Genomic DNA, 26,248 nt, shown 5'->3' on the forward strand with positions numbered 1-26,248 from the left:
TCTATCCTTTACAAACAAAATACATCACCAGTTGCGACAGGAATGATATACCCATCCTCTTGTTGCAAGAGTAACCGACCATGAGAATCAATACCGTTAAAAAAACCACTTAAAATATCATTAGATCTGCTAACTCTAATCCTAGAACCAACAGGATGTGCGTAACTTAACCAGGATCTATAGATAACGTCATTTCCCTCATCTTGCCAACGCTTAAGCCACTTCGTAACAGATTTTATGATAAGCTTGGCAAAGGTAACGTTATATGGCGGTGGAACAATTTCCGAAAATGACGCTGTAGCACGGTCAGATAATTGTGGTGCCGAAACCAAATTAACCCCGATTCCGACATTAACCCAACGACCTCTTTCATTATAACCTGATTCGATAAGTATGCCCGACAGCTTACGACCATTTAAAAGTAAATCATTTGGCCATTTCAACTGAAACTGGCTTGCAATTTTATGTGAAATAGGAGCGCTTTCTATACATGCATCATAGAGAGCTAATGCCGCTATAAATGGAAGAACGGAAAGAAGTTTTCCTTCTTCATCTTCATATAATAAGAAAGTAAGAGCAAGATTGCCGCGGTCACTAGACCATTTACGCCCTCGGGTACCACGGGCTGCGCTTTGCTCATGCGCTATAACGACCAGACCAGCTTTTTCATTTAAAGACGCTCTTTTACGACAAAAATCCAGCGTCGACGTAAGAGTGTCGTAAATTTCAAAGCGCCAGGTCATAAGGCCTCGACGATAATAATTTGTCAGATGGTGGGCAATGACGGGATCGAACCGCCGACCATCTCGGTGTAAACGAGACGCTCTACCTCTGAGCTAATTGCCCGAAGCAGGGTATACGCTAAAACGTTCCCCTACGCAACCAGGCTGCAACATTATTTTTTAATAAATTTGCAGCCTGATCCATAAATTAGCGGCTTACCGCTTCTTTTAAGCCTTTACCGGGCTTAAAGCGAACAGATGTAGAAGCTGGAATATCAATTTCTTCACCTGTGCGTGGGTTGCGACCCTTTGCAGCTTTACGTGTTGCTGTGACAAAGCTACCGAAACCGACAAGACGAACTTCTTGCTTACGGGCAAGGGTTTTTTCGATGGTTGTAAATACAGCATCGATCACTTCGCCTGTTTTTGCTTTCGGCAGATCAACAACTTCCGCAACAGCAGCAATCAGTTCCTGCTTATTTAATGGTTTTTCCATGGTAAACCTTTCTAGTGTTATTATGATGGTCCGCCCTTTAATAAACAATAAGCGAACCATCTTCGGAAATTAGTGTCAACGCGTGCACTATGAAGCGGTTTTTTTTTCGCGTCAACCGGTAGAATCGCACAGATTAACTAACTCAGTGTTGAAGCGGCTGAGAAAGCACAGTTTTCCCTTTATTGGCAGCCTTTTTTAGTAAGGTTTCTGCAATAATTGGCTCTGGCCTCCTCACAAGAGCAACATCTAACACTTCATCAACATGACGCACAGGGATAATCTCTAATCCTTTGCGCACTGTTTCAGGAATATCAGGAAGATCTTTCATATTTGCTTCAGGGATAAGCACTTTTTTTATACCAGCCCTTAAAGCAGCCAGAAGTTTTTCTTTTAAACCGCCAATTTCAAGCACGCGACCCCGCAAAGTAACCTCACCTGTCATAGCAACATCATGGCGAATAGCTATGCGGCTTAATACGCTTACAAGCGAGGTCACCAGGGCAATCCCCGCAGAAGGGCCATCTTTAGGCACAGCTCCTTCTGGAAGATGAATATGCACATCGTTTTTTTCTAATATACTCGATTCTATGCCAAAATCGGCTGCTCGAGAACGAACATATGAGAAAGACGCCGCTACGCTTTCTTTCATCACATCGCCTAATTTACCCGTCTGTTTGACCTGACCTTTTCCTGGCACCAAAAGAGACTCGATCGTAAGAATTTCGCCTCCCACCTGGGTCCAGGCGAGGCCTGTTACGATTCCCACCTGATCTTCCAAATCAATTTCACCATGATGAAATTGTGGCACTCCAGCATATTTTTCTAGAGTCTCAGCTGAGATTTTGACATGCTCTACGTCCTTATTTGTAAGGATTTCGCGCACGACTTTCCGGGCCAGTCGGGCAATGAAACGCTCTAAATTACGAACACCAGCCTCGCGTGTATAACGTCTGATAAGAATCAGAAGGGCTTCGTCTGTAATTTCCCATTCAGACTCTTTGAGATTATGTTCTTCAGCCTGCTTTTTGATGAGATGACGACGAGCAATTTCAAATTTTTCTTCTTCAGTGTAGCCAGAAAGGCGAATCACTTCCATGCGGTCAAGCAATGGCTGAGGCATATCAAGCGAGTTAGCTGTTGTAACAAACATTACATCAGATAAATCGTACTCGACCTCAAGATAATGATCGGCAAAACTGTTATTTTGCTCCGGATCCAACACCTCTAACAAAGCAGAGGCAGGGTCACCTCTCCAATCGGCACCAAGTTTATCAATTTCATCAAGCAGGAAAAGAGGATTAGACACACCCACTTTTTTCATACCCTGAAGAATTTTGCCCGGCATAGCACCAATATAAGTGCGTCTATGTCCTCTTATTTCCGATTCGTCACGCATTCCACCCAGGGCCATACGCACGTATTTGCGCCCCGTTGCACTAGCTATAGAGCGCGCGAGAGATGTTTTACCTACACCAGGAGGACCAACAAGACACAAAATTGACCCTTTAAGTTTGCGGGATCTACTTTGCACTGCCAAATATTCTAAAATACGCTCTTTGACTTTATCCAGGCCGTAATGATCGGCATCCAGGATAGCTTCAGCCTTTTCAAGAGAGGTCGTAATTTTAGAGCGTTTCTTCCAAGGAAGATCAACAAGCCAATCCAGATAGTTCCTAACGACAGAACTTTCTGAAGATGCGGAACTCATATTACGCAATTTTTTTAGCTCAGAAAGAGCCTTATTACGCGCCTCTTCCGAAAAGCGAGTCTTGCCGATCTTTTCTTCAAGTTCAGTAAGCTCATCACGGCCATCTTCACCGTCATCAAGTTCTTTCTGAATCGCCTTTATTTGCTCATTCAGATAATATTCGCGCTGTGTTTTCTCCATCTGTTTTTTGACACGGCCACGAATACGCTTTTCAACATGGAGAATATCAATTTCTGCCTCCATGTGAGCAAACACCCGCTCGAGGCGTTTTTCCACTGAAACCATTTCTAACAAAGTTTGTTTGTCAGAAACCTTAAGATTAAGATGACTCGCAATTGTATCAGCAAGACGAGAAGGATCATCTAACTGCGTAATAGAGGTGACAATTTCGGGTGCAATTTTCTTATTTAAAGACGCATAATCTTCAAAACGCGAAATCACAGAGCGTAATAAAGCTTCACGCTCACTCTCTGATTTTTCATATCGGTCAGCAAGTACTTTTGTCTCTGCGGTAAAATAATCTTCTTCATCACGCAGTTTCGAAAGTTTTACACGATCTGCACCTTCAACGAGCACTTTCACTGTACCGTCAGGCAGTTTTAAAAGTTGCAGAACCGTCGCTAAAGTTCCGGCACGATAAATATCATCTGCTTTTGGCTCATCAAGAGAAATATCTTTTTGAGCGACAAGCAATATTTCATGATGCTCATCTTCGAGGGCTTCTAGTGCCTTAACCGATTTTTGGCGCCCCACAAATAAAGGCACAATCATATTCGGAAATACGACTATATTGCGCAGAGGCAAAACCGGATAAGTCTTTACGCTTTTAGCATCCCCGGTCGCTTTTTTAGACGTTGTTTTCTTACGGGGAGCACGCTTGACCTTCGACTCGGCTTTAATATCTGTCTGTTCAGTTTTTTTGTCCTGAACAGACTTACCTCGTTGAAGTTTGGATTTCTTTTCTTCACTCATAATATGAGATCTCCAGAAAGGACGATCAGTCAATCTTTGCCCCTTTATGAGCACAAAGATTGACGCTTTAATTACTACCTTACTACGTTGGAAAAGAGACCGATTACACCCTTATCTTTTTAAAAAACCAATCAAAGATTAGCTTTTTAAAACTAAGCGGTTTTTTCTACTGTCTCTTTACCATCTTCAGCATCGTAAACATAAACCGGATCTGTTTTGCCCTCAGCCACGTCACGATTAACGACAACTTTTTTTACCTCGTTGCGTCCTGGTAGATCATACATGGTGTTCATTAGGATCTTTTCCAAGATAGACCGCAAACCACGGGCACCGGTTTTACGTTCTATGGCCCGTGCAGCTATAGCTTTGAGCGCATCTTCCGTAAAAGATAGCTCAACATTTTCCATTTGGAATAAGCGTCCATATTGCTTAATAAGCGCATTACGAGGTTCGCTTAAGATTTGAACCAACATGGCTTCATCAAGATCTTCAAGCGTTGCTATCACTGGCAAACGCCCAATAAATTCTGGAATAAGCCCAAATTTCATTAAATCTTCTGGTTCAATATCGCGCAGCACGTCACCTAGGCAACGTTCATCATCTGAACGCACGTCAGCGCCAAAACCTATAGCTTTACCCTTACCTCGAGCTTTAATAATCTTGTCTAATCCAGCAAAAGCACCGCCGCAAATAAACAACATATTTGTTGTATCAACTTGCAAGAATTCCTGCTGAGGATGCTTCCGCCCCCCTGAGGTGGAACAGAGGCTACAGTCCCTTCCATTAACTTTAAAAGAGCCTGCTGAACGCCTTCACCTGACACGTCACGCGTTATTGACGGATTTTCAGCCTTTCGAGAAATTTTATCTATTTCATCGATATAGACTATGCCACGTTGTGCCTTTTCGACATCATAATTAGCCGACTGAAGCAGCTTGAGGATAATATTTTCTACATCCTCACCGACATAACCTGCTTCTGTCAAAGTAGTGGCATCAGCCATTGTAAAGGGCACGTCCAAAATACGTGCTAAAGTCTGAGCAAGCAGAGTTTTACCTGAACCTGTCGGCCCAATCATTAAAATATTAGATTTGCCAATCTCAACTTCAGATGATTTTTCGGACTGATCAAGACGTTTATAATGGTTATGAACAGCGACAGACAAAGCTTTTTTAGCTTCTGACTGCCCTATGACATAATCATCTAAAACCTTACAAATTTCTCTTGGGGTTGGCACGCCATCTTTGGGCTTTATAGGTGCAGTCCCATGTTCTGCACGAATGATATCCGTGCACAGTTCAACGCATTCATTACAGATGAAAACCGTTGGACCTGCGATTAGCTTGCTCACTTCGTGCTGGGACTTACCACAGAACGAACAGTATAAAGTGTTCTTGGAGTCGCTATCTTTTTCGCTCATCACAGTTCCTTAAAGCTGACAGTTCGGTCAAAAACCGAAATGCCAACCAAATCAAACCAATTCATGCAATTTTTTATAAAGCTGATTTGTTCAACTCTTTTGCTCTGCCGGGTGTCGACGAACGACCTCATCAACAAGACCAAATTCACGCGCTTCATCAGCTGACAAGTAACGGTCACGTTCAAGTGCCTGTTCAATTTCCTCTAATGTCCGACCAGTATGCTCACGATAAATTTCGTTAAGACGACTTCTGATTACAAGGATCTCGCGTGCCTGAATTTCAATGTCCGATGCCTGGCCTTGTGCACCGCCAGATGGTTGATGAACCATAATACGAGCATTAGGCAGACAAAAACGCCGCCCCTTCTCACCACCAGCCAAAAGCAGAGACCCCATAGATGCAGCCTGTCCTACGCAAACAGTACTAACAGGGCAGCGTATATATTGCATCGTATCATACATGGCCAAGCCAGCAGAAACCACGCCGCCAGGGCTATTTATATAAAATGAGATCTCTTTAGTCGGGTTTACGCTCTCTAAATAAAGCAATTGTGCACAAATAAGAGAGGAAACCTGATCATAGACAGGCCCCGTTAAGAAAATAATTCTCTCCTGTAAAAGGCGAGAATATATATCAAAAGCACGCTCACCCCGTGACGTCTGCTCGACGACCATGGGCACGAGTGCATTATTAAAGATATCAATAGGGTTTCGATCCCCAATATCCATTGCTTGTTTCCTTTACGCCTCCCCTCGTTTTAAGTGCGGGGTAAGCTTCTGTCCATACAAGATGGTGCAGGAAACATCTTCCGTCAAAGGGGAATCGATCAAAAAAAAGGAATAAAAGGAGTTCTTTTGAAAGAACTCCCTTTTAGAAAAAGATTATTCGGCCTCTGGCATGTCTGCCAGCTCTTCAGGTGAAACTTCTTTTTCCGTTACGTTAGCAAGTTCTATAAGATAGTCGATGACCTTATTTTCTAAAATCGGACCTCTTAGATTTTCTACCGCCTGGGGATTCCGAGAGAAGAACTCATAAACCATCTGTTCTTGACCAGGGAATCGACGAATCTCTTGCTGCATAGCTCCAAGAAGCTCTTCACGAGAGACTTGAATATCTTGCTTACGTCCAATTTCAGCAAGTAGAAGCCCTAATCTTACGCGACGTTCGGCAATCTTACGGTAATCCGACCGAAGAGTCTCTTCATCTTTAGATGCTTCTTCTTCGTCTAGACGTCCCGCTTTACGTTCTTCTTCAATGCGTGCCCAAATTTGAGCAAACTCAGCATCTACCAGGCTTGAAGGAACTTCAAAATCAACTTTGTCGGCTAAAATATCAAGAAGCTCGCGTTTAATGCGCATACGAGATAGTTGCGAATATTCGCCTTCAACCTGCTCGGTCAAAATTTTGCGAAGCTGCTCTACGCTTTCTAAACCAAGAGTTTTTGCAAACTCATCGTTAATTTCTGGATCAATGGCCTTTTTAAGCTCTTTGGCTTTAATATCAAAGGTCGCTTCTTTACCAGCAAGCTCTGCAGCTTGGTAATTTTCTGGGAATGTCACTGTGATAGTGCGCTCTTCACCAGGAGCAAGGCCTTCCATTTGTTCGGCAAAACCAGGAATAAATCCTTCACCACCGATTTCGACATTAACATCATCTGCTTTGCCGCCATCAAATGGCACGCCATCAACTTTACCAAGGAAATCGACGCATAGTACGTCGCCTTTTACGGCTGGCCGTTTTTCATCAAGAGTTTCGAATTTGCGGTTTCTGCGTGCAATTTCATTAACAGATTTTTCAATCTGCTCGTCAGAAACCTTACTGGTTAACCGTGTTAGACTAAGACCCGTTAATTCAGGCACTTCAAACTCTGGAAGAATTTCCATCTCAACAGAGAATTCAAGGTCTTCGTTCTCACCGCCATTTTTAGCAATATCAACCTTTGGTTGAGTGGCTGGACGAAGCTTTTGTTCTTCAAGAAGATTTGTAACGCTATCTTGAACAAGCTTTTCTACAATCTCAGCCTGCACAGACTCGCTATAACGCTGCTTTACAACTGTTGTAGGCACTTTACCTGGACGAAAGCCAGGAAGGCGAATTTCTTTGGCAAGTTCTTTTAAACGGGCGTCTTTACGGGCCTGCAGGTCAGCAGACGGAACAACGACGGTGAAGGCGCGCTTTAGTCCTTCATTGAGCGTGGGCTTAACCTGCATGTGCCAGGCGATCCTCTCGGTCGAATAGTTAGTGAATTATAAAATAAAAGGCCAATTTTGGTACGGGCGGAGGGACTTGAACCCCCACGGCTTTCGCCACCAGAACCTAAATCTGGCGTGTCTACCAATTCCACCACGCCCGCATACCCACGGCCTTTTGACCTTTCTAAACCGATCATAATGTGTATCGGTTTAAGGTGAGAGATGAATTAGCGCATGATTGCGCTCTCGGCAAGTCATTATGAGCACAAACTATTAAATTCATGCATTTTTTATTGTTTTTTCATTTTTTGCTCTGCCACATGCCGTGATTTTCCTAAAAAAGTGACCACATCTTCAGCTAAAGGCCATCCCCCATATTCTTTTGCGGCCATTTGTCCGGCCTGGCCGTGAATCCAAACAGCGGCACAACTTGCTTCCCATGGATGCATCCCCCCAGACAATAAGGCACCTATAACACCAGTAAGGACATCTCCTGTTCCTGCCGTAGCTAATGCTGTACTTGCGTGACTGTTAATGGCGACGCGTCCATCTGGGGCAGCTATAATTGTGTCTTCCCCTTTTAAAACTATTACAGAATCGAGCTCTTTTGCTGCTGAGATGGCAGCTTTCAGACGTGTTTTATCTCCAAGTGGAAAAAGCCGCGCGAACTCACCAGCATGAGGGGTGATAACTTTCACACCTTTAAGGCGCGACAAGTCACCAGCAGCCCAGCTTAACGCGCCGGCATCTGCTATGATGCTTTTTCTTTTATCTAATAATTTTTTCAGAACATTTCCTGCTTTTTGATGAGGCAAGCCAGGGCCACAAATCCAAACTTCACGGCGGGGATCTTCTAAGCTGGTATCAAGATCATCATCAATAATAAGCCCCGCTGAACCAATACGATAATAAGGAGCCTCTTCAGGGGAAGTTACGATTCTAACCATACCTGCCCCTACGCGTCGTGCTGCCGCCGCTGAGAGGTGGGCTGCTCCTGGCATGTCTTTCCCGCCTACAAGACTAACGACTCCTCGTTTATATTTATGGTCGTCAAAATGCTGTGTGGGAAGCTGCCATAAGCTTGGGTCATTATGCCAAATATGCGGAGAAACCGCTTTGAGTGCAGAGGTCGGCATAGCGATATCAGCACATTTAATTTTGCCACAAATTTTAAGCGCTGGTGAAAGATAATGGGCCGGTCTCGGACGAACAAAGCAGATACTCATCTCGCAGGGAGCCACCTTACCCATAAATAAACCCGTCTCCCCCTCGACTCCAGAAGGAAGGTCGATTGCGATTCTCCGCTTTGCGGCTTCCAAAAATTTTTCAACAATATGAGGAAGTGCTCTATTCATACCTGCTCCAAAAAGAGCATCTATGACTAGATCAAAGCGCTTTGCCTCTTCGGGCACAAAAGGGATAATTGGGTCATCCCATTTAGCCAGCATCTTTTTTGTCAGATAAGAAGAAGGCTCTGATTTCAAAAGTGTTACAGAAACTGGCCATCCCTGATTTTTTAAAATTGATGCCAGAACTAGTCCATCTCCGCCATTATTACCTGGTCCGCAGGCAACCAGAATTTTCAATGGTTTATAATTTTGCCTGATAATGCGGGCTGCCATTGTACCTGCATTAACCATAAGGTCTTCGATGTTTAATGAGGCGGCTTGATCCATCTCTCTTGTTTCCGCCGGCGTGAGTAAGGCCCTCGGGTGAAGAATCGGAGCTGATAACGATAGAGAATGAGACATAATGCAATCTTTCCTCTTATCTTTTATAAGATATGACAAAGTTGTTTTTAACACATTGTCGAGGTCAGTATGTGGATATCCATTTTGTGGTGTGGCGTTTTAATAATTCATTTAATAAGCATAATTTACTGGGTTGGAGCCGGTATTTTTGTGCTTCAGACTAAAAAAGTTACTTATTTACTGGACACTGCGCAAAGAAATTCTACTCAAATTCAAGCCTATGCGCGATATTTTAGAGCCTTATGGCACGTCGTTCCTCTAGCCTTAATAACCGGGGCCTGCCTGTTTATTCATGATGGCCAGGGACTCGGCTGGCCCTTTCACCTTATGGCAGGGTGTGGTGTTATAATGGCACTTATTTTTGCCCTTACTTTTTTTGGCCCCTACCAAAAAGCACGCCGTTCTATTCGCCCTCAACAAAATTTATTTAACAGCATGTCGCGCCGCATTTTGCTTATGTCCGTTTTAGGAATCATCGCTGCTTCATCAAGCGCTATAGCGCGTTTTTTTTAGGAAAACTTCAAAAAGTAAAAACTATTTTGCAAGCGTGATCATCATCTCATCATGCTTGCAATTTAGGTAAATTTCATGTAGATTTTCAGCCAAAAGAAAGTTGCTTTTGCAACTCGTCTATCGGCCCAATAACGCAGTTGTTATAAGTTATCTATGTAACAGCGCGTTTATTAAGAAATGCTTTGAGAGTCTTTTGAGCGAAAAAAAAACTTCTACACCTTCGGTTACTCGTTCTAAAACCCCTCGTGCGCGAAAAAAAACCGCGCAGACAGAGGTAGAGATTAACCAGGATTCTCAAGTTCAAGAAATTATTCCTGAGCCTAAAGCTGCTGCTAAGCGTGGCCGTAAAGCTGTCGTCCGAAAGTCATTTCCTATTATGACTGATGAGGAAAAGCTGCCTTCTGTGGATCAGGGCAAAGAAGAAAAACCTGCTCCTAAAAAGCAACGCGCGACACGAACAAAGTCGACCAGCTCTACGAAAAAAACAAAAAAAACGGCGGCTTTAGACATTGACCAAACGGCATCAGCTGATGAACCAATAGAGCTTCCCTGGTTTTCGGACGAAGTTAGCGAAGAGCCTAAGCCTAAAAAAAGCCGCACATCTAAAGCAGCAACTAAGCCCAAAAAAGAGACGACACTTTCTAAAGCACCATCAAAAGCCCCCTCTCGCCGGAAAAAACAGTCAGCAGCGCAGGATATTTCTAAAGAAGTCGTAGCATCTGTCGATCAGGAAATAATTCAGGATGCCACACAAAATAGTGAGCAAAAGAGCGCTGAGCCTGGCAATCTGCCTGAGGACGTTAAAGACGTTACAACAAAATCAACCGCTTTTGACGCTTTAGGATTATCCCAACCTATTTTAAACGCCATTATTGATATTGGTTATACTAACCCCACCCCCATACAAGAACAGGCTATTCCTCAGGTTTTAGCAGGGCATGATGTTTTAGGCGTTGCCCAGACGGGAACAGGAAAGACTGCTTCTTTCACACTCCCATTACTAGAAAAACTTTCTAATTCTCGTGCAAGAGCACGCATGCCACGGTCTCTCATTTTAGAACCAACGAGAGAGCTTGCTCTGCAAGTCGCTGATAATTTTAAACTTTACGGTAAAAATCTCCGCCTTAATCATGCTTTACTTATTGGCGGTAATAGCATGAATGACCAACGTGACCTTCTTAATCGTGGTGTAGATGTTTTAATAGCAACACCAGGACGATTGATTGATCTTTTCGATCGCGGTGGTTTACTCCTCATGCAAACTGATTTGCTCGTCATAGATGAAGCAGATCGCATGCTTGATATGGGATTTATTCCTGACATTGAGCGTATTGTTTCTTTGCTGCCTCGTTCAAGACAGACACTTTTTTTCTCTGCTACAATGGCTCCCGAAATTCGCCGTCTTGCAGATGCATTTCTTACTAACCCAAAAGAAATCACTGTTGCTCGTCAATCCTCGGTAGCAACGACCATTACAGAGCGGCTTTGCATAGTTGATAAAGCGAATAAGCCAAAAGCTCTAAGAAAGGCCTTGCAAGATAAAAACGTTGAAAATGCGATTATTTTTTGTAATCGCAAACGTGATGTTGACGAGACTCTGGCTTATTTAAAGCGCAATCGTTTTTCTGTGGGACATTTACATGGAGATCTGACTCAGTCATTGCGTTTTTCAACTCTTGAGCGTTTTCGCGCAGGAGAGATTAAAATCCTCGTATGTTCTGATGTCGCCGCTCGTGGCATTGATATTAGCGGATTATCGCACGTTTTTAATTACGACTTGCCATTTAACGCCGAAGATTACGTCCACCGTATTGGTCGAACAGGAAGAGCTGGAAAAGAGGGTTTTGCCCTTAGCTTTGCGCTTCCCGATGAGCATCATCTTCTAGAAGCTATTGAGCAACTTACAGGGAAAGTCATTGAATATACCACTTTAAAAGGTATCCCAACGGCAGAATGGCATGATGATTCTGTGACGGCTGTGCCCAAAAAGAAAAAAGAGCCGACAAAAGCTCTCAATGACAAAGAAGATAATATTGACGTAACGCGTGATGTGTTGCCAGAAAATGTTCCTGAGACTCGATCTTCCGGCAATGGAGAGAAGAAAAACCACCGGACTCAGTCTCGCAAAGGGCTTTTACCACCTATGCCGGAACATGATGGGCCTCAAATTGGCTTTGGTAGCGCCATACCCGCCTTTATGAAAATAAGCTTTACGCTAGATCCTCAAATTCTTTCTTCTAACGAATGACCATAAATAAAAGCCAGAATTGGCACGTTATTGAACGCTTGGGATCTTCGGGAGATGGAGCGTGCCTTATTGATGGCACGCTCCATTATGTTCCTGGCGTTTTACCTGGAGAGAAAGTTCGTCTTTCTTTTGATGGCCATATTAAAAGCATTTTAGAGCTCCAAAACGCGTCTCCTGATCGCGCAACTCCATCTTGCTCGCTCTTTGGGCTTTGCGGAGGGTGCTCGCTTCAGCATGTAAGCCTACCTGCACTCTTAAAGTGGAAAACTGAACGTATCGTTGCTGCATTAAAACAGGTTGGTTTTACTAATCTGCCAGATGCTGAACAATTTCAATCTCAGCCAAAGACGCGGCGGCGCATGGATTTTGCTCTTCAGCGCATAGATGGAGGCATAATTTTGGGCCTGCATCAACGTGCGGGCAATCCGGTCAATATGACAGAGTGTTCTTTATTACACCCTGATCTTTTTAAATTATTAGATCCTCTAAGAGAATGTCTTGCACAAATTGGCGCTTTGACTGGTTCAGGCGGCTTGTTTGTTAATTTATTAGACACTGGACCAGATCTCTTATTAGAAATACCAGCCCAGCTTTCAAGCTCTGATAAAGCGAAATTAGCCGATTTTGCTCGGCAAGCTAATATTGCGCGTATTTCATGGCGTTCGAAATTAGGTGACGAACCTGAAACTATCGTTCAGTGGAAACCTGTTTTTCATCATTTTGGCTCTGTTAAAGTTGCCATCCCTCCCGGTGCTTTTTTACAGGTGTCACAAGATGCAGAAAACGCTTTAGTTTCGGCTGTTTTAAAAGGGCTTCCCAGCTTTAATAAAAAAGATATCGCTCATGAGCTTTATGCTGGGAATGGTACTTTTTCTTTCGCTTTAGGTGAAAGAACTCGTGTTTTTGCCTATGAAGGTAGCAAAGATGCTTTTGAAGCTCTTAAACTCGCTTCACACGGAACGAGAGTTGAAGCGCATCACCGCGACCTCAAACGCCAGCCTCTTTTACCTCAAGACTTAAAGACATCTCGCGTTGTTATTTTAGATCCCCCTTTTGTAGGGGCTGGAAAACAAATGGATTTTCTGGCGCAATCGGCAGTTAAAGACGTGATTTATGTAAGCTGCAATCCAAATATTTTGATTAAGGATTTAATGCCACTCCAAAAGTCAGGGTTTGAAGTTTTACAGGTAAGCGTTATTGATCAATTTTTATGGTCTGCTGATACTGAAACCGTCGTTACACTCACGCGGGATCAGAAACGCTTGAAAAAAGCTAGAAAGAATGCTTGCTAAAGCATTCTTTCACACGTGAAAACTTTCTCCACAACCACAGCGTCCTTTTTCATTTGGATTTGTAAATGTAAAGCCTGATTCGAGCTCTTTCGTTTCATAATCCATTACTGTGCCGATCAGAAAAAGTGTCGCTTTTTGGTCGATATATAAAACCAGATTTTTATCTTCTACTTTTTCATCTGTTGGCAAAGAATCATCGACGAAATTCATTTCATATGAAAGACCTGAGCAACCCCGCGTGCCAACACTAATACGCAGAACTTTACCTTTTTCTGCACCTTCATAAAGTTTATTGAGGCGTGAAGCTGCCCGATCGGTCAGAGTCATAATCGGTGGTAAAGATCGAGAATTCTTTATATCAGCCATATTAAATTTCCTTTTGGAAAAGCTCACTCAAAATAAATTAAGCGCCAGACGCGCATCATCACTCATACGGCTCATATCCCATGGTGGGTCCCAAACGATTCTTACCTCTACTGACGAAACTTTAGGTGCTGCCAAAACAGCTAGTCTAATCATTTCAGGGAGCTCTTGTGCGCTTGGGCAATTAGGCGCTGTGAGGGACATCTCAATTTCAACACGCCCATCATCATGCAAATCAATTGTGTAAATCAGCCCTAATTCATAAACATTAACTGGAATTTCGGGATCGTAAACGGTCGAAATAGCTGCAATGACGTCATCTTGATCAGGCAAACCAATTTCTTTGGAAGACTGATCATTATTCTCCAAAACAGGCTTATCTGATTCCACATTTTCATGGAAAGCTTCCGTATTTTTATCCGTCATTATGACCTCACACCAGCATAGCTCGTGCTTTTTCTAATCCAAGCATGAGAGCGTCAATGTCACTTTCTGTTGTATAAAGTGCAAAGCTGGCGCGTGTGGTTGCCTTAACACCAAGACGGTTTATTAAAGGTTCGGCACAATGTTGCCCTGCACGTACAGCAATATTTTGCTGGTCAAGAAGCACGGCCAGATCATGGGGGTGCGCTCCCTGCATTACAAAAGAAAAAACTCCACCACGTTTTTGCGGAGCTCCTAAAACTGTAACATCTTTAAGATGCCCAAAAGCTTCAGACGCATAAGAGACTAAATGAGTCTCATGATCCAGGAGCGCTTGTCGGCCAATTTTATTAAGAAAATCAATTACAGCCCCCAAACCAAGAACCTCTAAAATGGGTGGGGTTCCTGCTTCAAAACGATGTGGGATAGAGGCCCAGCTCGCACTCTCGAAAGAAACTGTTTCAATCATTTCCCCTCCCCCATAAAAGGAGGAAGTTCTTCTAAAAGCTCAGAGCGACCCCATAAAACCCCAACACCTGTGGGACCGTATAATTTATGGCCTGTAAAAACTATAAAATCTGCTTCTAAGTCCTGAACATCTACAAAACTGTGAACAATAGACTGAGAGGCGTCGAGTAGAATTTTCGCACCATATTGATGAGCAAGCTGGGCTAGTTTTTTAGCTGGCGTAATTGTCCCTAGCACATTTGACATATGCGTCACGGCCACTAAAGCAATATCACCTTTAGCAAGCTCAGCCTCATAAATTTCCAGGTCAATATCACCCTTATCATCGATAGGGACCACCCGGAATTCCACACCATGCCTGTCTCTTAGCATTAACCAAGGTACGATATTAGCATGATGCTCCAGCTCGGATATAAGTATTTTTTGGCCTGGTTTTAAGTTTGTTCCTAATGTATTTGCTAAAAGATTGATCCCGGCTGTACTATTAGACGTAAATATAATTTCTTTTGCGTCATAAGCATTAATAAATTGTGCTATTTTACGTCTGACATTTTCATATGCTTCTGTAGTTTTTTCACTCATGGCATAAAGCCCGCGGTGAATATTCGCATAGCAATGATGGACAGACTGGGTCATTGCCTCAAGCACAGAATTGGGCTTTTGTGCTGAAGCTGCACTATCTAGAAAAATAAAAGGTTTGCCATTTACCTTTTCAGATAAAATCGGAAATTCGGCACGGATTGATTTAAGCATGAAAGGCCAGACTCCCAATAAGATATTCCCTTAAAAGAGACTCATTCAGTAGTGACAAACTCTCATGAAGGAAGGCTTGAATAAGTATAGAACGGGCTTGATCTTTAGGAATACCACGTGACTGTAGATAAAAAAGCTGTTCTTCATCCAGAGCACCAACCGTAGCACCGTGAGAGCAGCGCACATCGTCAGCATAAATTTCGAGCTCGGGCTTGCTATTCATCTGAGCTGTTTCAGAAAGCAGCAGGGCCTGATTCATCTGATAGCCATCAGTTTTTTGAGCTTTCTGCTCAACAAAGATTTTACCCTGAAAAACCCCTGTCGCCTTATCAGAAAGAACTGTTTTAACTGTCTGACGTGACTGGCAATGCGGCGCTTCATGAATAATGAGAGAGGTCAAATCATGGTGTGTTTGCCCTTCTCCAAGCTGCACACCATTAACATGAGCTATCGCATGTTCACCTAAGAGCCTAGCTTTGACTTCATGTCTTGCAAGTTTGGCACCTTGCTGCTGGGTAAAGCTTTCATAGTTACCCCCCTCATCAATAGAGGCTGAAATGAAAGCAAGATGGTGTGATTCTGGTCCTTCTTTTTGTAGTTTTATATGTTTGAGATGTGCGTCTTTAGCACATTCAATTAAAAAAACAGGGTTGGAGACATAAGCCCCATTTCCATAGCTCAAATCTAATAATGTAAGGGAAGCCCCCTCTTCCAGAATTATTTTATGCCTTAAATGGGTCGAAATCTCACCGCCTTCAGTTAGGCTCACTAATATCAATGTGCCTGCCTTCACATGAGCCGGAACAATGATATTCAATCCTGATTGAGACAAAGAGCTATTTAAAAGAAAAGAAAAATTTTCAGGTGAGACAGAAATCTCTTCTTTCAATGCCAGGTCTTTTTTAAAAGAAAGCGAAGGGGTAAGTGTTGTATGACTATCAGCCCTATGCCCATTGGCAAAAACTACAAGACTTTCCGCCTGGGGAAGCTTAAGCTCATTAAGCATTGTTTGTATAAGCGTGTCATTTAAGCGCTCAGCTTCATTTAAACAAGCAGAACTCAAAGACTGCATTGGCGTATAGCGCCATGACTCAGTTTTACGCTTTGGTAAAAAGTTATCACGGGTAAGAAGCGCTTTTTTGCCAGCGCGCCTTTCAAACGAATCCCAGGCTAAAGCATTTGACATGGTCACCCCGCTGCCTCAAGAAATTCTTTATAACCGTGCTTTTCTAGCTGCTTAGCAATTTCTGGCCCGCCGCTATGAATAATACGCCCCTGTGCCATCACATGAACACGATCTGGCACAATGTAATCTAGCAGACGTTGATGATGTGTAATAACCAAGGCAGAAAATTCTGGACCACGAAGCGAGTTGACTCCCTGTGCAACAATGCGCAAAGCATCAATATCTAATCCGCTATCAGTTTCATCAAGAATAGCTAAAGAAGGCTTTAGCAACCTCATTTGCAGAACTTCATTACGCTTTTTCTCACCGCCTGAAAAGCCGACATTAACCGCTCTTTTGAGCATTTCAGGCGACATTGTGAGATGGCGTGTTTCTTCTCTGACTAGTTTCAAGAAAGAAACTGCATCCATTTCTTTCTCGCCCCGTGCTTTAAGCACTGCATTAACCGCCGTGCGTAAAAAATTCGCATTATTAACGCCGGGAAGCTCTATTGGAGACTGAAAAGCCAAAAATATTCCTAATGCAGCACGCTCTTCAGGTGTGCAGGCAAGAAGATCCTGTCCTTTAAAATCCACTCCACCTGCAGTGACTTCATAATCTTCACGCCCTGCAAGCACGTAAGAAAGAGTAGATTTTCCAGAACCATTAGGCCCCATAATGGCATGCACTTCACCTTTGGGAAGGTCAAGATTGATACCTTTAAGGATCTGCTTAGTGCCCTCATCAGCTTCAATCTGTGCTCTAAGATCACGAATGTTGAGAAAACTAGTCATGAGTTACCCTACACTTCCTTCAAGGCTAATTTGGAGTAATTTTTGGGCCTCAACAGCAAATTCCATCGGTAGTTCCTTTAGAACCTCCCGACAAAAACCGTTCACAATTAACCCAACAGCTTCTTCTTCTGATAAACCACGCGAGCGGCAATAAAATAACTGATCTTCAGAAATTTTCGAGGTTGTTGCTTCATGCTCAATACGGGCACTCATATTTCGGTTTTCAATATAAGGCACAGTATGGGCACCACATTGATCACCAATAAGCAAGCTATCACATTGGGTAAAATTACGGGCCTTCGCAGCCTTGGGCTGCATACGTACCAACCCGCGATAGGTACTATCTGATTTTCCAGCAGAAATGGTTTTGGCAATAATCGTTGAACGCGTTTCAGGCCCCAAATGAATCATTTTGGTACCCGTGTCAGCTTGCTGATGGTTGTTTGTTACAGCAACAGAATAAAATTCCCCAACAGATCCTTTTCCTGCCAGAATACAGGAGGGATATTTCCACGTTATAGCTGAACCTGTTTCAACCTGGGTCCATGAAATACGGGAGCGTGCCCCCGACATAAGCCACGCTTTGTAACAAAGTTATAGATTCCGCCTTTGCCATTTTCATCCCCAGGATACCAATTCTGTACTGTAGAATATTTGATGGCAGCATCATCCATGGCTACAAGTTCAACAACAGCGGCATGGAGCTGATTTTCATCACGCTGAGGTGCAGTACATCCCTCCAAATAGGATACATAAGATCCTTCTTCGGCAATGATGAGGGTGCGTTCAAATTGTCCTGTATTACGCGCGTTAATTCTGAAATAGGTTGAAAGCTCCATAGGACAACGCACGCCCTTAGGAATATACACGAATGAACCATCTGTAAAAACAGCTGAATTCAAAGCTGAAAAGAAATTATCCCCAATTGGCACAACAGAGCCGAGATACTTACGTACTAACTCTGGATGCTGACGGATAGCCTCTGAGATAGGGCAAAAAATTACGCCCGCCTCTTCTAGCGTTTTACGAAAAGTTGTCGCAACAGAAACGCTATCAAACACAGCATCAACAGCCACAGGGGCCTTTTGCAATTCTGCCCCTTCTACTCCTGCTAAAAGCGCTTGTTCATGTAGCGGGATGCCTAGTTTTTCGTATGTGCGTAAAAGCTCGGGATCAACCTCTTCCAAGCTCTTGGGACCAGGTGTTTTTTTTGGCTGGGCAAAATAATGAGCATCTTGATAGTCAATAGGAGGATGGCGCAATTTCGCCCATTGTGGCTCTTTCATTGTTTGCCATTGGCGAAACGCTTTAAGGCGCCATTCTAACATCCAGTCAGGCTCATTTTTTTTCTTGGAAATTAGCCTAACGATATCCTCATTAAGCCCTTTGGGAGCGATATCCATTTCGATATCAGTCTCAAAGCCCCATTCATAAGTTGAATGAGCAAGCTTTTCCACAGTTTGCCTGGTTTCCGAAATGGCCGCCATTCCTATCTCCTATTATTCCGAGATCTCTAGCTCAGTTTCTTTCAGCACTTGGCTAGGCTCCATTGCCGCTGGCATTGTGAAATTGGGGTCGCACATATCTGCTAAGCTAATGCTTTCTAATACATGGCGCAAAATAAAGTTAACCCTATCCCATTGGGCAGAAAGGCCGCATCTTACTTCATGAGAGCAGTAATTATTGTCGCAACATGCTGTGATCATAACGGGACCATCAACAGCAGCAATAACCTGCGCTATTGAAATCTCAGTCAGTGAAGAAGCAAGACTATACCCTCCCCGTGCCCCACGAGAAGAATTGATGATACCCTGACCGGCCAGACCCTTTAAAAGCTTTGCAACTGTAGGTTCTGGCATGCCTGTTTCAGCAGATAGAATTGAGGCTGTTGTCAAACCTTCCATCTGACCAAGTTTAATGAGAACAACAACAGCGTAATCTGCAAGCTTTGATAGTCTGAGCACTAACCCTCCCCAAAGGTTATATCATCAAATCAGGACTATTTTAGTCCATATTGTGAGAAATGGCTTATACGCTTAAAACCGTCAAGAGGACAACTCGTAAGAAATTTAATTTTTTACAAAATGACATTTTTGTAACATGGCTTTAAAAGTTAATTTTTACAACTTCAACGCTATAAATACCCTATTAAATTTAATATTATCTCGAGTATAGCCCCTATAAAAAAACCTACAATCGTTCCATTAATGCGGATAAAAGCCAGATCCTGACCAACACCATTTTCAATTCTGGCTGATAATGTCGGCCCGTCCCAATTATTGACCACCCTTGGAATAAGAGTAGAAATTTCGCGCCGAATACTAGGAAGAAGACCTAAAATCACAGCATCAATGGTTTGATTAAGCTTTGTAGCGAGCCCAGCTTGTGTCTCTAATGCCTCAATCATCTGGCATAACAGAGCATCAAAGGATTGTGCACTCCACCCATCAGGGCGGCTGCTATCCTCTTCAACCATGTCACGCAGCCTTACCCATAAGCTACCAGCCCAAACTCGCAGACTTTCATGGGTAAAAAACGTTCTTAATTTTACAATTAATTTTTGTGCCTGGTCAGGATCCTTTTCCAGTTCAGAAATTTTACCTCTTATCCAGCTGGTAAAACTATGTCTTAGATCAGAATCCATTGGGTCAACGCGCTCTAATTCAACTTTTAGAGCATGTAGAACCTGGTTTGCTACCGAAGAACCAATAGCCCACCCTACCAAACGACCGCCTTGTTCTCTGACACGGGCCTCAACAAAATCTCGCAATTCGGTTTCGCGTGTCATAACCATTTCGCGAAACTGAACCAATATGAAGGAAAAAACTTCCTGATGAATATCTCCATCCACCATGACTTTTAAAATACGGATGATCAGCGGTGCAATATCATCTCTTTTAATAAATACATCGAGCACACGAGCCAGAAAGGTTGCCCCGCGCCCGTCACTTAACCTTGTTAGTAAACTTGGTATAATGACTCTTAATTGCTGCGATATGGATGAAAAATTATCTGCGTCATTAAGACTCTGGGACAATAATTTAGCAAAATCAAAGCGTTGAAGTGCAGCAGCAACATCTTTTTCTGAAAAAAAATGCTCTGCAATAAATCGTCCTAAAGCCTCACCAATCTGTTCTTTTTTACGCGGTAAAATAGCTGTATGAGGAATGGGCAAACCTAAAGGATGACGAAACAAAGCTGTTACTGCAAACCAATCAGCAATGCCACCAACAAGACCCGCCCGACTCCCAGCCTGTATGACGTCCAGCACTAAATTCTGGCCATAAAGCCGTCGCCAAATTGGCAGACTTGCCGTTACAGCTACACTTCCCATTCCAACAAGGAGGGAGGTTGCTAAAAAACTTGGGGTGCATTTCCTAACTTTTTCTTGGCCGTTTTCAGCCATCATACTTACACCTTAGGTCTTTAAAATACATTTCCATATACGCTTTCTAGCTGTAAAATGGTTGCAGTTCTAATTCGAACATGAAACATTCTTCTTATTCTACTGACAACCCATATTGAGATCACTGCCTTATGACTGAGCGTGAAAACGTGCCAGAAGTTGATGCTGCCGAGCTAATCAAGAACCTTAAAAATAATCTTGAGCAAAAAAAATGCACTTTACCAGAGATTACCAAAACTCTCGCAGAAAAATGCATTTCAGCTAACGGATTCAACCTTCTTGAAGAAATGGTCCGCATTTTACGCGACCGAAACTTCGAGACACGTGCCGAAGCCTTAAGGCAATATGTAGAGCTACCACACTCTGCAGCAGAAGCGCATTCTGAAGAAAGATTAGCACAATCAGCCTCTCACCTGGTAAAACAGGCTTCTTCTAGAGAAACACTTTCTACTCCCAGTATGGCTGCTGTCTTTACGGCTCATCCAACCTTTGCCCTTGATCCTCAAATTTATGATTTACTGTCTCAAAAAGCGGAGCAACCTGCTCTTGCCATAGGACATTATTCTACTCATCGTCGGGCTCATCCTCCGACATTAAATGAAGAAAACCGCCTCGCTACAACAGCTATCACACGTGGACGCGACGCATTAGATAAACTTAATTATCATATTATCAGAGAATCAGAAAAGAAATGGGGTGACAGTTCAGATTTTAATCCTGCACCTATTATACTTTCCAGTTGGGTCGGTTTTGATACTGATGGGCGCAATGACATTCATTGGCACGATACATTTCGTATACGCCTGGAACTCAAAATTGCTCAGTTAACGCGGCTTTATAGTGCGTTAAGTCAAATTTCTCTTACTGACAGTGCTTTAGGTCAGAAAGTTGAAAAGGCGTTGAAAGCAACGAAGGCTCAGCTTAGTTACTGCCCGAAAAACACCGATGGCCAACCTGCTGAACCTGTTGATGTTGCTCTTTTTGCCCAGCAACTTATCACCTTTGAAAAAGAAACAATTTTAACAACAAGTGAATTATCTTCTTTATTTGAGCAGGCGCGTCAGGGTCTTTCTAAAAAAGATAAATTATCTCTTGATGTCATCCGCTCAGGTTTTGTGGCTCACGGCCTTGGGCTTTCTCATATTCATACACGACTAAACGCAGCACAAATTTACAATATTGCCCGAACACGCCTTGGCTTAACAGATGATCCAACATCTCCAGCCCACCGGCGTATATTGCTGTCACGAATTGATCAAGCCATGGATGAGCTAGAACCTCTTTCAGTCAATTTTGGTAGCCTGCTCATTGAACCCAGTGCTGCTGCCAGATTAATGATGACAATGAGGCAGATCCTTAAACATATTGATTCTGACACGCCAATCCGCTTTCTGATAGCTGAGACTGAAAGTGGCTATACTCTCCTTGCTACATTATGGCTTGCCCGCCTTTTTGGCATTAAAGATGAGCAGATAGAAATCTCTCCTCTATTTGAAACTGAATCCGCGCTGGAAAATGGCGAAACGATTTTACGCGAAGCCATGCGTTCCAAACATTGGCGTGATTATATACGCGCCAATGGCAAGCTTTCTCTCCAATTTGGATATTCTGACTCTGGTCGTTATGTGGGCCAGCTTACTGCTGGAACATTAGTTGAAAATTTACGCCTCAAAGCCATCTCCATTTTAAAAGAGCATGATTTGGAAAATGTTTCTCTCATCATGTTTGATACTCACGGAGAAAGCATAGGCAGAGGTGCGCATCCTTTTAGTTTTAGAGAAAGGCTAACCTATTTTTCTCCTCCTCGTACCTATAAAGCTCTTGAAAAAGCACACTTACCTTGCCGGTTTGAAACAGCTTTTCAGGGTGGAGATGGCTACACCTTATTCGGGACAGAAACTCTAGCTCAAGCCACAATCTCTATTATGGCTGAGCAGGTAGCACGTCATTACAACCCAGAGGATGAGATAAAATTACACGACCCGCTTTATGATTACCCCAACTTCCCGTTAGATTTTTTCACAACAATCGCAGTTAAAATGGGTGATCTTGTCAATGATCCCGGCTATACGGCACTTTTAAGCGCTTTTGGGCCTTCTCTCATTGATAAAACTGGTTCACGTCCTTCTGCCAGACAAAGCGATACAGCCCGTGTAACGCGCATTACTCACCCAAGTCAGATAAGAGCCATACCCAATAATGCTATTTTACAGCAGCTTGGTTGGTGGGCCAATATTCTGCATGGGCTGGGAACTGCGGCAAACCGTAACCAAGAAGTATTTACGCTTCTCCGTACAGAATCTCCCCGTTTCAAGCAGTTAATGGATTTCGCTTCCCAGGCCTTATCTCATTCTGATATCGAAATATTGCGAGAAACTGTCCTCTTTTTGGATCCTGGCACCTGGCTTGATCGTGCCGAAGAAAGCAAAAATGAGGATGACCGAGCTCGTTTTCTTCATATTGCACAAGGACTTGAAGAGCTGGAATTTTGGAAAAGAGTGCCTGCTTTATTCCGTCGCATACATAGAGAGCATATTGACCTCACAACAGCATGGCCTGATGCCCCACAAATGGCGACAGAAGAAAAACTTCTTCATGCAATCCGCTTTGCCTTAATTGAACATATATGGCGTCTTTCAACAGACATTCCGTATTTTGGACCACGAGGGTCTTTAACAAGAGAAGCCATTGCTAATTTAATTCTCTGTCTGGATGTGCCACGGGCTTTACGACTTCTAGAAGAGCTATTTCCTATTACGGCACCAAAGATCGCGGATTTAAATTTTGGCGAAACTGGAAATGCGGCTATTGCTCAAGGCTTTGTGCGTGAACATGAGCAGCTCTTCCGTCCATTGCAAAAAAGCTTTGACCTGCTACGTGAGATAGGTATCGCTATCATGCATGCAAACCATGCTTTTGGCTAAAAATATTAAAACTGTCTCTGCCCTCTCTATAAATATCTCAAAAGAGAGGGCAGATAGGGCTATAATATTGTTAAAGCAACAAAATAAGCACTCATCCCGGCAATAACTGTCAAAAACAAACTGCGGCTTTTATAACATATAATGAAAGAAAGAGCCGTTGCTATTATCATGCTTACAGCGTCTTTTGTGCTCTGAAAGTGACCTGAAATTTCACTTAAAATGAGTGCTGAGATTATCGTAGAAGGGATAAAGCTCAGCCAATTTTGTACTATGGGCGAAAATTTTTTATCAGCCAGCATAATGAGCGGGGCTGCTCTTAGCAAAAGAGCAATCACACTTGATATGATGATAAGCCAAGTCAGATGGTAATTCACAATTTTGAATTTTCTTTTGTGCGAATTGTAAAAAAGAAAGATGTTATGCTTGTTGCCACTATGGCTGCTAAAATTAGCGAGATATTGGCGTTAAAATACATAAAAGAAAGCCCGAAAATACAACAAGATAAACAAATGGCCATTAATTCATATTTTTTATGGATGCTACCAAAATAATTGAGTGTCAGTAATCCAACAAACATAGCCGTTAGGCTAAACATTAAGCCTTGAGATAAATGATCAGGCAGTAATTTTCCAAAAATTGTTCCTATTAAGCATGCTACGGACCAATTGAGATAAGCCGCTAGATTCAGGCCCAAAAGCCACCAGAATCTTACTTCATGGCTCTTTCTTATTTCCTGGATTGTTATACCGAAAGTTTCATCCGTTAATAAGCAGCCATGAATAAAGCGTTTTAATAAAGAAAGATTTTGACAGGAACGTGCAAGATAAGAACTCATCAGCACATATCTTACATTAATGAGCAATACCGCACCGATTATAGAAAGACTTTCAGCTCCAGCCACCCACAAAGAATAAAATATAAACTGTGCGCTAGCTGAATATAAAAAAACCGAGAGTGCCATTACGGCAAAAAAACTAAAGCCACTGACTATGCCAATAGCGCCAGCGGCAAAGCCAATGCACCAATATCCTAATATAGTGGGCAAGCACGCTATGGCACCTTTTTTAAAATCAGCAAAAGGGGTTAAAGGCTTTATTTCAGAGGGTGCGTTTACAGACACGCTCATTTATCCTTTTCATTAATTATCTTAATTATAAAAACCACTCTGACAAAACTCATTTGAAGTATATTTTACCTAAAGAAAAGCTTTTGGCATTTTAACAGATTGTGACGTGTAAATTCCCTTATGGCCTGACACTAAATAAGCTATAGAACAACCAAGAGCGTAATATATAAGCCCGGCACTACCAAATAGTTCCACGCCCATAATAGTGCATGCTAGTGGCGTATTGGACGCTGCTCCAAAAACAGCAATGAAACCCACAGCAGCCAAAAGTTCTGTCGGCACACCTAAATAAATAGCCAAACTATTGCCTAAGGCGGCACCAATAAAAAATAATGGTGTTACTTCACCTCCTTTAAATCCTGCTCCTAAGGCTGTGACCGTAAATAATATTTTGAGCAGCCATGCCCATCCATAATAGTGATCAGTAAAAAAAGAAACTAAAGACGCTCCATGAAGTTCAGGGGCTATTATACCAAGACCCAAATAATCTCTTGTCTGAAAAAGCCATACGAGCAAAATTGTTGCTATGCCTCCCATGAAAGGACGCATCCAACTTTTTGGAAATAATTTTTTAAAAATTGGCGTTACATAATGCAAGGCTTGAGAAAAAAGCCTGCTAGCCAAACCAAAAGCTACTGATGCTAGGCAAATTTTTACTAACAAAATAGCATTTACAGAAAAATACCCCCCTCTCTTTGAGCAATATTACCAAATACAACGTGATAAACAGTATGTTGTATTCCCCATTTCTGGCAGACCCAATCTGCCGTAACGGAAGCAATAAGGGCAGGGAATAAGGCTCCATATTCAATATTGCCGATTGCCAAAACTTCCAACGCAAATACGGCTCCTGCTATGGGCGTGCCGAAAACTGCTCCAAAACCAGCTGCTAGGCTTGCAATAAGATATAAGCGGGTTGTTTTAGAGTTAAATTTAAATAATCGAGCTAGGAAACTCGCAGTAGCGCCCCCTAACTGCAAGGCTGTGCCTTCTCGGCCAACAGAAGCACCACATAAATGGCTTGTAACTGTACCAATAAACACTAACGGAGCCATTCTTAGAGGAACTCTGTTTTGTGGGTCATCAATCTCTTCAATTAAGAGGTTATTTCCTTTTTCAGATGCCCCGCCTATTTTAGCATATAAATAACCTATAGCTGCCCCTATAAAAGGCAAACCATAGAGTAAGGCAGGATGGAAAAAGCGAAGCTCTGTTGCCTTTTCCAAACTCCAAAGAAAAACTGCACAAAAACTACCTACCAGCCCTGCCATAATCAACAAGGCCAAAAACCACGTCATATAGTCTTTCGGCTTAGACATTGTTACATTAAGTTTTAGTCTTGATTTAGCCACAACTTCCCCCCTCACCCAGCTATATCTTTAGCTTTAATGCAAGATAGGAATCATCAGTCTTTTCTAAAAAGAAAGACGGTTTGGCTTAAGCCTGGCGGAAATCCATCGCCATTTTGCAGAAAAGCTTATTTTACAGAAAAAATCAAGAAAATGACGTGA

Annotated in this window: 20 protein-coding genes, 2 tRNA genes, 3 pseudogenes and 1 riboswitch; of the genes and pseudogenes, 4 read left to right on the top strand and 21 right to left on the bottom strand. The window is 42.8% G+C overall.

The features are described 5' to 3' along the window. Positions 1-8 precede the first annotated feature (8 nt). The 9 genes and pseudogenes from GT348_RS04935 to GT348_RS04975 all read right to left on the bottom strand — a co-directional run bounded on the left by GT348_RS04935 (position 9) and on the right by GT348_RS04975 (position 9,262). Positions 9-743: a biotin--[acetyl-CoA-carboxylase] ligase gene (locus GT348_RS04935; RefSeq protein WP_160618768.1), complete on the bottom strand. Its 735-nt coding sequence runs from the start codon at positions 741-743 to the stop codon at positions 9-11. A gap of 28 nt (positions 744-771) precedes the next feature. Beyond that, a tRNA-Val gene (locus tag GT348_RS04940) sits at positions 772-846 on the bottom strand. An 84-nt stretch (positions 847-930) separates the two neighbouring features. Further along, positions 931-1,218, bottom strand: a complete 288-nt coding sequence (locus tag GT348_RS04945; RefSeq protein WP_160618769.1) for an HU family DNA-binding protein — start codon at positions 1,216-1,218, stop codon at positions 931-933. 142 nt (positions 1,219-1,360) lie between these two features. Next, on the bottom strand, positions 1,361-3,697 hold the full coding sequence (lon, locus tag GT348_RS04950) for an endopeptidase La (RefSeq protein ID WP_236646615.1): 2,337 nt from the start codon (positions 3,695-3,697) through the stop codon (positions 1,361-1,363). Between the two features lie 353 nt (positions 3,698-4,050). Continuing rightward, positions 4,051-5,318 (bottom strand): annotated as a pseudogene (clpX, locus tag GT348_RS04955) (ATP-dependent Clp protease ATP-binding subunit ClpX). 90 nt (positions 5,319-5,408) lie between these two features. After that, positions 5,409-6,047: an ATP-dependent Clp protease proteolytic subunit gene (locus GT348_RS04960; RefSeq protein WP_160618770.1), complete on the bottom strand. Its 639-nt coding sequence runs from the start codon at positions 6,045-6,047 to the stop codon at positions 5,409-5,411. Positions 6,048-6,200: 153 nt separating this feature from the next. Continuing rightward, on the bottom strand, positions 6,201-7,529 hold the full coding sequence (gene tig / locus GT348_RS04965; RefSeq protein WP_160618771.1) for a trigger factor: 1,329 nt from the start codon (positions 7,527-7,529) through the stop codon (positions 6,201-6,203). 58 nt (positions 7,530-7,587) lie between these two features. Next, positions 7,588-7,672, bottom strand: a tRNA-Leu gene (locus GT348_RS04970). Between the two features lie 129 nt (positions 7,673-7,801). Next, entirely contained in the window at positions 7,802-9,262 is a 1,461-nt protein-coding gene (locus GT348_RS04975) for an NAD(P)H-hydrate dehydratase (RefSeq protein ID WP_160618772.1), read from the bottom strand. 150 nt (positions 9,263-9,412) lie between these two features. Between GT348_RS04975 and GT348_RS04980 the strand changes: the two genes are divergently transcribed. From GT348_RS04980 to GT348_RS04990, 3 genes are all read left to right on the top strand, one after another. Further along, entirely contained in the window at positions 9,413-9,775 is a 363-nt protein-coding gene (locus GT348_RS04980) for a hypothetical protein (protein WP_160618773.1), read from the top strand. A gap of 376 nt (positions 9,776-10,151) precedes the next feature. After that, positions 10,152-12,023 carry a DEAD/DEAH box helicase gene (locus GT348_RS04985; protein ID WP_160619453.1) on the top strand — a complete coding sequence of 624 codons (1,872 nt, stop codon included), beginning with the start codon at positions 10,152-10,154 and terminating at the stop codon, positions 12,021-12,023. Next, positions 12,020-13,315 (top strand): class I SAM-dependent RNA methyltransferase, encoded by a 1,296-nt coding sequence (locus GT348_RS04990; RefSeq protein ID WP_160618774.1) that lies wholly within the window; start codon positions 12,020-12,022, stop codon positions 13,313-13,315. Before GT348_RS04985 ends, GT348_RS04990 begins: the two co-directional genes overlap by 4 nt. A 9-nt stretch (positions 13,316-13,324) precedes the next feature. Here the strand turns inward: GT348_RS04990 and GT348_RS04995 are convergent, their stop codons facing one another. The 8 genes and pseudogenes from GT348_RS04995 to GT348_RS05030 all read right to left on the bottom strand — a co-directional run bounded on the left by GT348_RS04995 (position 13,325) and on the right by GT348_RS05030 (position 20,690). Beyond that, positions 13,325-13,681, bottom strand: a complete 357-nt coding sequence (locus tag GT348_RS04995) for a HesB/IscA family protein (protein ID WP_160618775.1) — start codon at positions 13,679-13,681, stop codon at positions 13,325-13,327. Positions 13,682-13,708: 27 nt separating this feature from the next. After that, positions 13,709-14,104 (bottom strand): DUF59 domain-containing protein, encoded by a 396-nt coding sequence (locus GT348_RS05000; protein WP_160618776.1) that lies wholly within the window; start codon positions 14,102-14,104, stop codon positions 13,709-13,711. Positions 14,105-14,111: 7 nt separating this feature from the next. Next, positions 14,112-15,322, bottom strand: a pseudogene (locus tag GT348_RS05005) (aminotransferase class V-fold PLP-dependent enzyme). After that, entirely contained in the window at positions 15,315-16,508 is a 1,194-nt protein-coding gene (gene sufD, locus GT348_RS05010; RefSeq protein WP_160618777.1) for a Fe-S cluster assembly protein SufD, read from the bottom strand. Before sufD ends, GT348_RS05005 begins: the two are co-directional and overlap by 8 nt. 2 nt (positions 16,509-16,510) lie before the next feature. Continuing rightward, complete coding sequence (gene sufC, locus GT348_RS05015) at positions 16,511-17,281, bottom strand: Fe-S cluster assembly ATPase SufC (RefSeq protein ID WP_160618778.1); 771 nt, start codon at positions 17,279-17,281, stop codon at positions 16,511-16,513. A 3-nt stretch (positions 17,282-17,284) separates the two neighbouring features. After that, positions 17,285-18,768 (bottom strand): annotated as a pseudogene (gene sufB / locus GT348_RS05020) (Fe-S cluster assembly protein SufB). A 12-nt stretch (positions 18,769-18,780) separates the two neighbouring features. Then, a complete protein-coding gene (locus GT348_RS05025; protein WP_160618779.1) occupies positions 18,781-19,245 on the bottom strand; it encodes an SUF system Fe-S cluster assembly regulator in 465 nt (154 codons plus the stop codon). 170 nt (positions 19,246-19,415) lie between these two features. Continuing rightward, positions 19,416-20,690 (bottom strand): DUF445 domain-containing protein, encoded by a 1,275-nt coding sequence (locus GT348_RS05030; protein WP_160618780.1) that lies wholly within the window; start codon positions 20,688-20,690, stop codon positions 19,416-19,418. Between the two features lie 128 nt (positions 20,691-20,818). Here GT348_RS05030 and GT348_RS05035 point away from each other — a divergent pair, with 128 nt between their 5' ends. After that, positions 20,819-23,611, top strand: a complete 2,793-nt coding sequence (locus tag GT348_RS05035) for a phosphoenolpyruvate carboxylase (RefSeq protein WP_160618781.1) — start codon at positions 20,819-20,821, stop codon at positions 23,609-23,611. A gap of 59 nt (positions 23,612-23,670) precedes the next feature. Here GT348_RS05035 and GT348_RS05040 read toward each other — a convergent pair whose 3' ends face one another. The 4 genes from GT348_RS05040 to GT348_RS09565 form a co-directional block, all read right to left on the bottom strand. Continuing rightward, positions 23,671-23,985, bottom strand: a complete 315-nt coding sequence (locus GT348_RS05040; protein ID WP_160618782.1) for an AzlD domain-containing protein — start codon at positions 23,983-23,985, stop codon at positions 23,671-23,673. Next, positions 23,982-24,731 (bottom strand): AzlC family ABC transporter permease, encoded by a 750-nt coding sequence (locus tag GT348_RS05045; RefSeq protein WP_160618783.1) that lies wholly within the window; start codon positions 24,729-24,731, stop codon positions 23,982-23,984. The genes GT348_RS05040 and GT348_RS05045 overlap by 4 nt, the downstream gene beginning before the upstream one ends. A gap of 75 nt (positions 24,732-24,806) precedes the next feature. Beyond that, positions 24,807-25,400, bottom strand: coding sequence for a chloride channel protein (locus GT348_RS09560; RefSeq protein ID WP_160618784.1), 594 nt, complete (start codon positions 25,398-25,400; stop codon positions 24,807-24,809). Positions 25,401-25,408: 8 nt separating this feature from the next. Then, complete coding sequence (locus GT348_RS09565) at positions 25,409-26,089, bottom strand: chloride channel protein (protein WP_160618785.1); 681 nt, start codon at positions 26,087-26,089, stop codon at positions 25,409-25,411. Positions 26,090-26,126: 37 nt separating this feature from the next. Further along, positions 26,127-26,208, bottom strand: a riboswitch (Fluoride riboswitch). Positions 26,209-26,248 lie beyond the last annotated feature (40 nt).

Origin of the sequence: Aristophania vespae (assembly GCF_009906835.1) — a bacterium.
In the GTDB taxonomy this organism is placed as follows: Bacteria; Pseudomonadota; Alphaproteobacteria; order Acetobacterales; family Acetobacteraceae; genus Aristophania; species Aristophania vespae.

Coding starts and splice junctions, on each gene's coding strand:
- sufC (WP_160618778.1), bottom strand. CDS start 17,281: ATGACTAGTTTTCTCAACATTCGTGATCTTAGAGCACAGATTGAAGCT.
- sufD (WP_160618777.1), bottom strand. CDS start 16,508: ATGTCAAATGCTTTAGCCTGGGATTCGTTTGAAAGGCGCGCTGGCAAA.
- GT348_RS04975 (WP_160618772.1), bottom strand. CDS start 9,262: ATGTCTCATTCTCTATCGTTATCAGCTCCGATTCTTCACCCGAGGGCC.
- GT348_RS04945 (WP_160618769.1), bottom strand. CDS start 1,218: ATGGAAAAACCATTAAATAAGCAGGAACTGATTGCTGCTGTTGCGGAA.
- GT348_RS04995 (WP_160618775.1), bottom strand. CDS start 13,681: ATGGCTGATATAAAGAATTCTCGATCTTTACCACCGATTATGACTCTG.
- GT348_RS04935 (WP_160618768.1), bottom strand. CDS start 743: ATGACCTGGCGCTTTGAAATTTACGACACTCTTACGTCGACGCTGGAT.
- lon (WP_236646615.1), bottom strand. CDS start 3,697: ATGATTGTGCCTTTATTTGTGGGGCGCCAAAAATCGGTTAAGGCACTA.
- GT348_RS04960 (WP_160618770.1), bottom strand. CDS start 6,047: ATGGATATTGGGGATCGAAACCCTATTGATATCTTTAATAATGCACTC.
- GT348_RS04990 (WP_160618774.1), top strand. CDS start 12,020: ATGACCATAAATAAAAGCCAGAATTGGCACGTTATTGAACGCTTGGGA.
- tig (WP_160618771.1), bottom strand. CDS start 7,529: ATGCAGGTTAAGCCCACGCTCAATGAAGGACTAAAGCGCGCCTTCACC.
- GT348_RS05030 (WP_160618780.1), bottom strand. CDS start 20,690: ATGATGGCTGAAAACGGCCAAGAAAAAGTTAGGAAATGCACCCCAAGT.
- GT348_RS05000 (WP_160618776.1), bottom strand. CDS start 14,104: ATGACGGATAAAAATACGGAAGCTTTCCATGAAAATGTGGAATCAGAT.
- GT348_RS04985 (WP_160619453.1), top strand. CDS start 10,152: ATGACTGATGAGGAAAAGCTGCCTTCTGTGGATCAGGGCAAAGAAGAA.
- GT348_RS05035 (WP_160618781.1), top strand. CDS start 20,819: ATGACTGAGCGTGAAAACGTGCCAGAAGTTGATGCTGCCGAGCTAATC.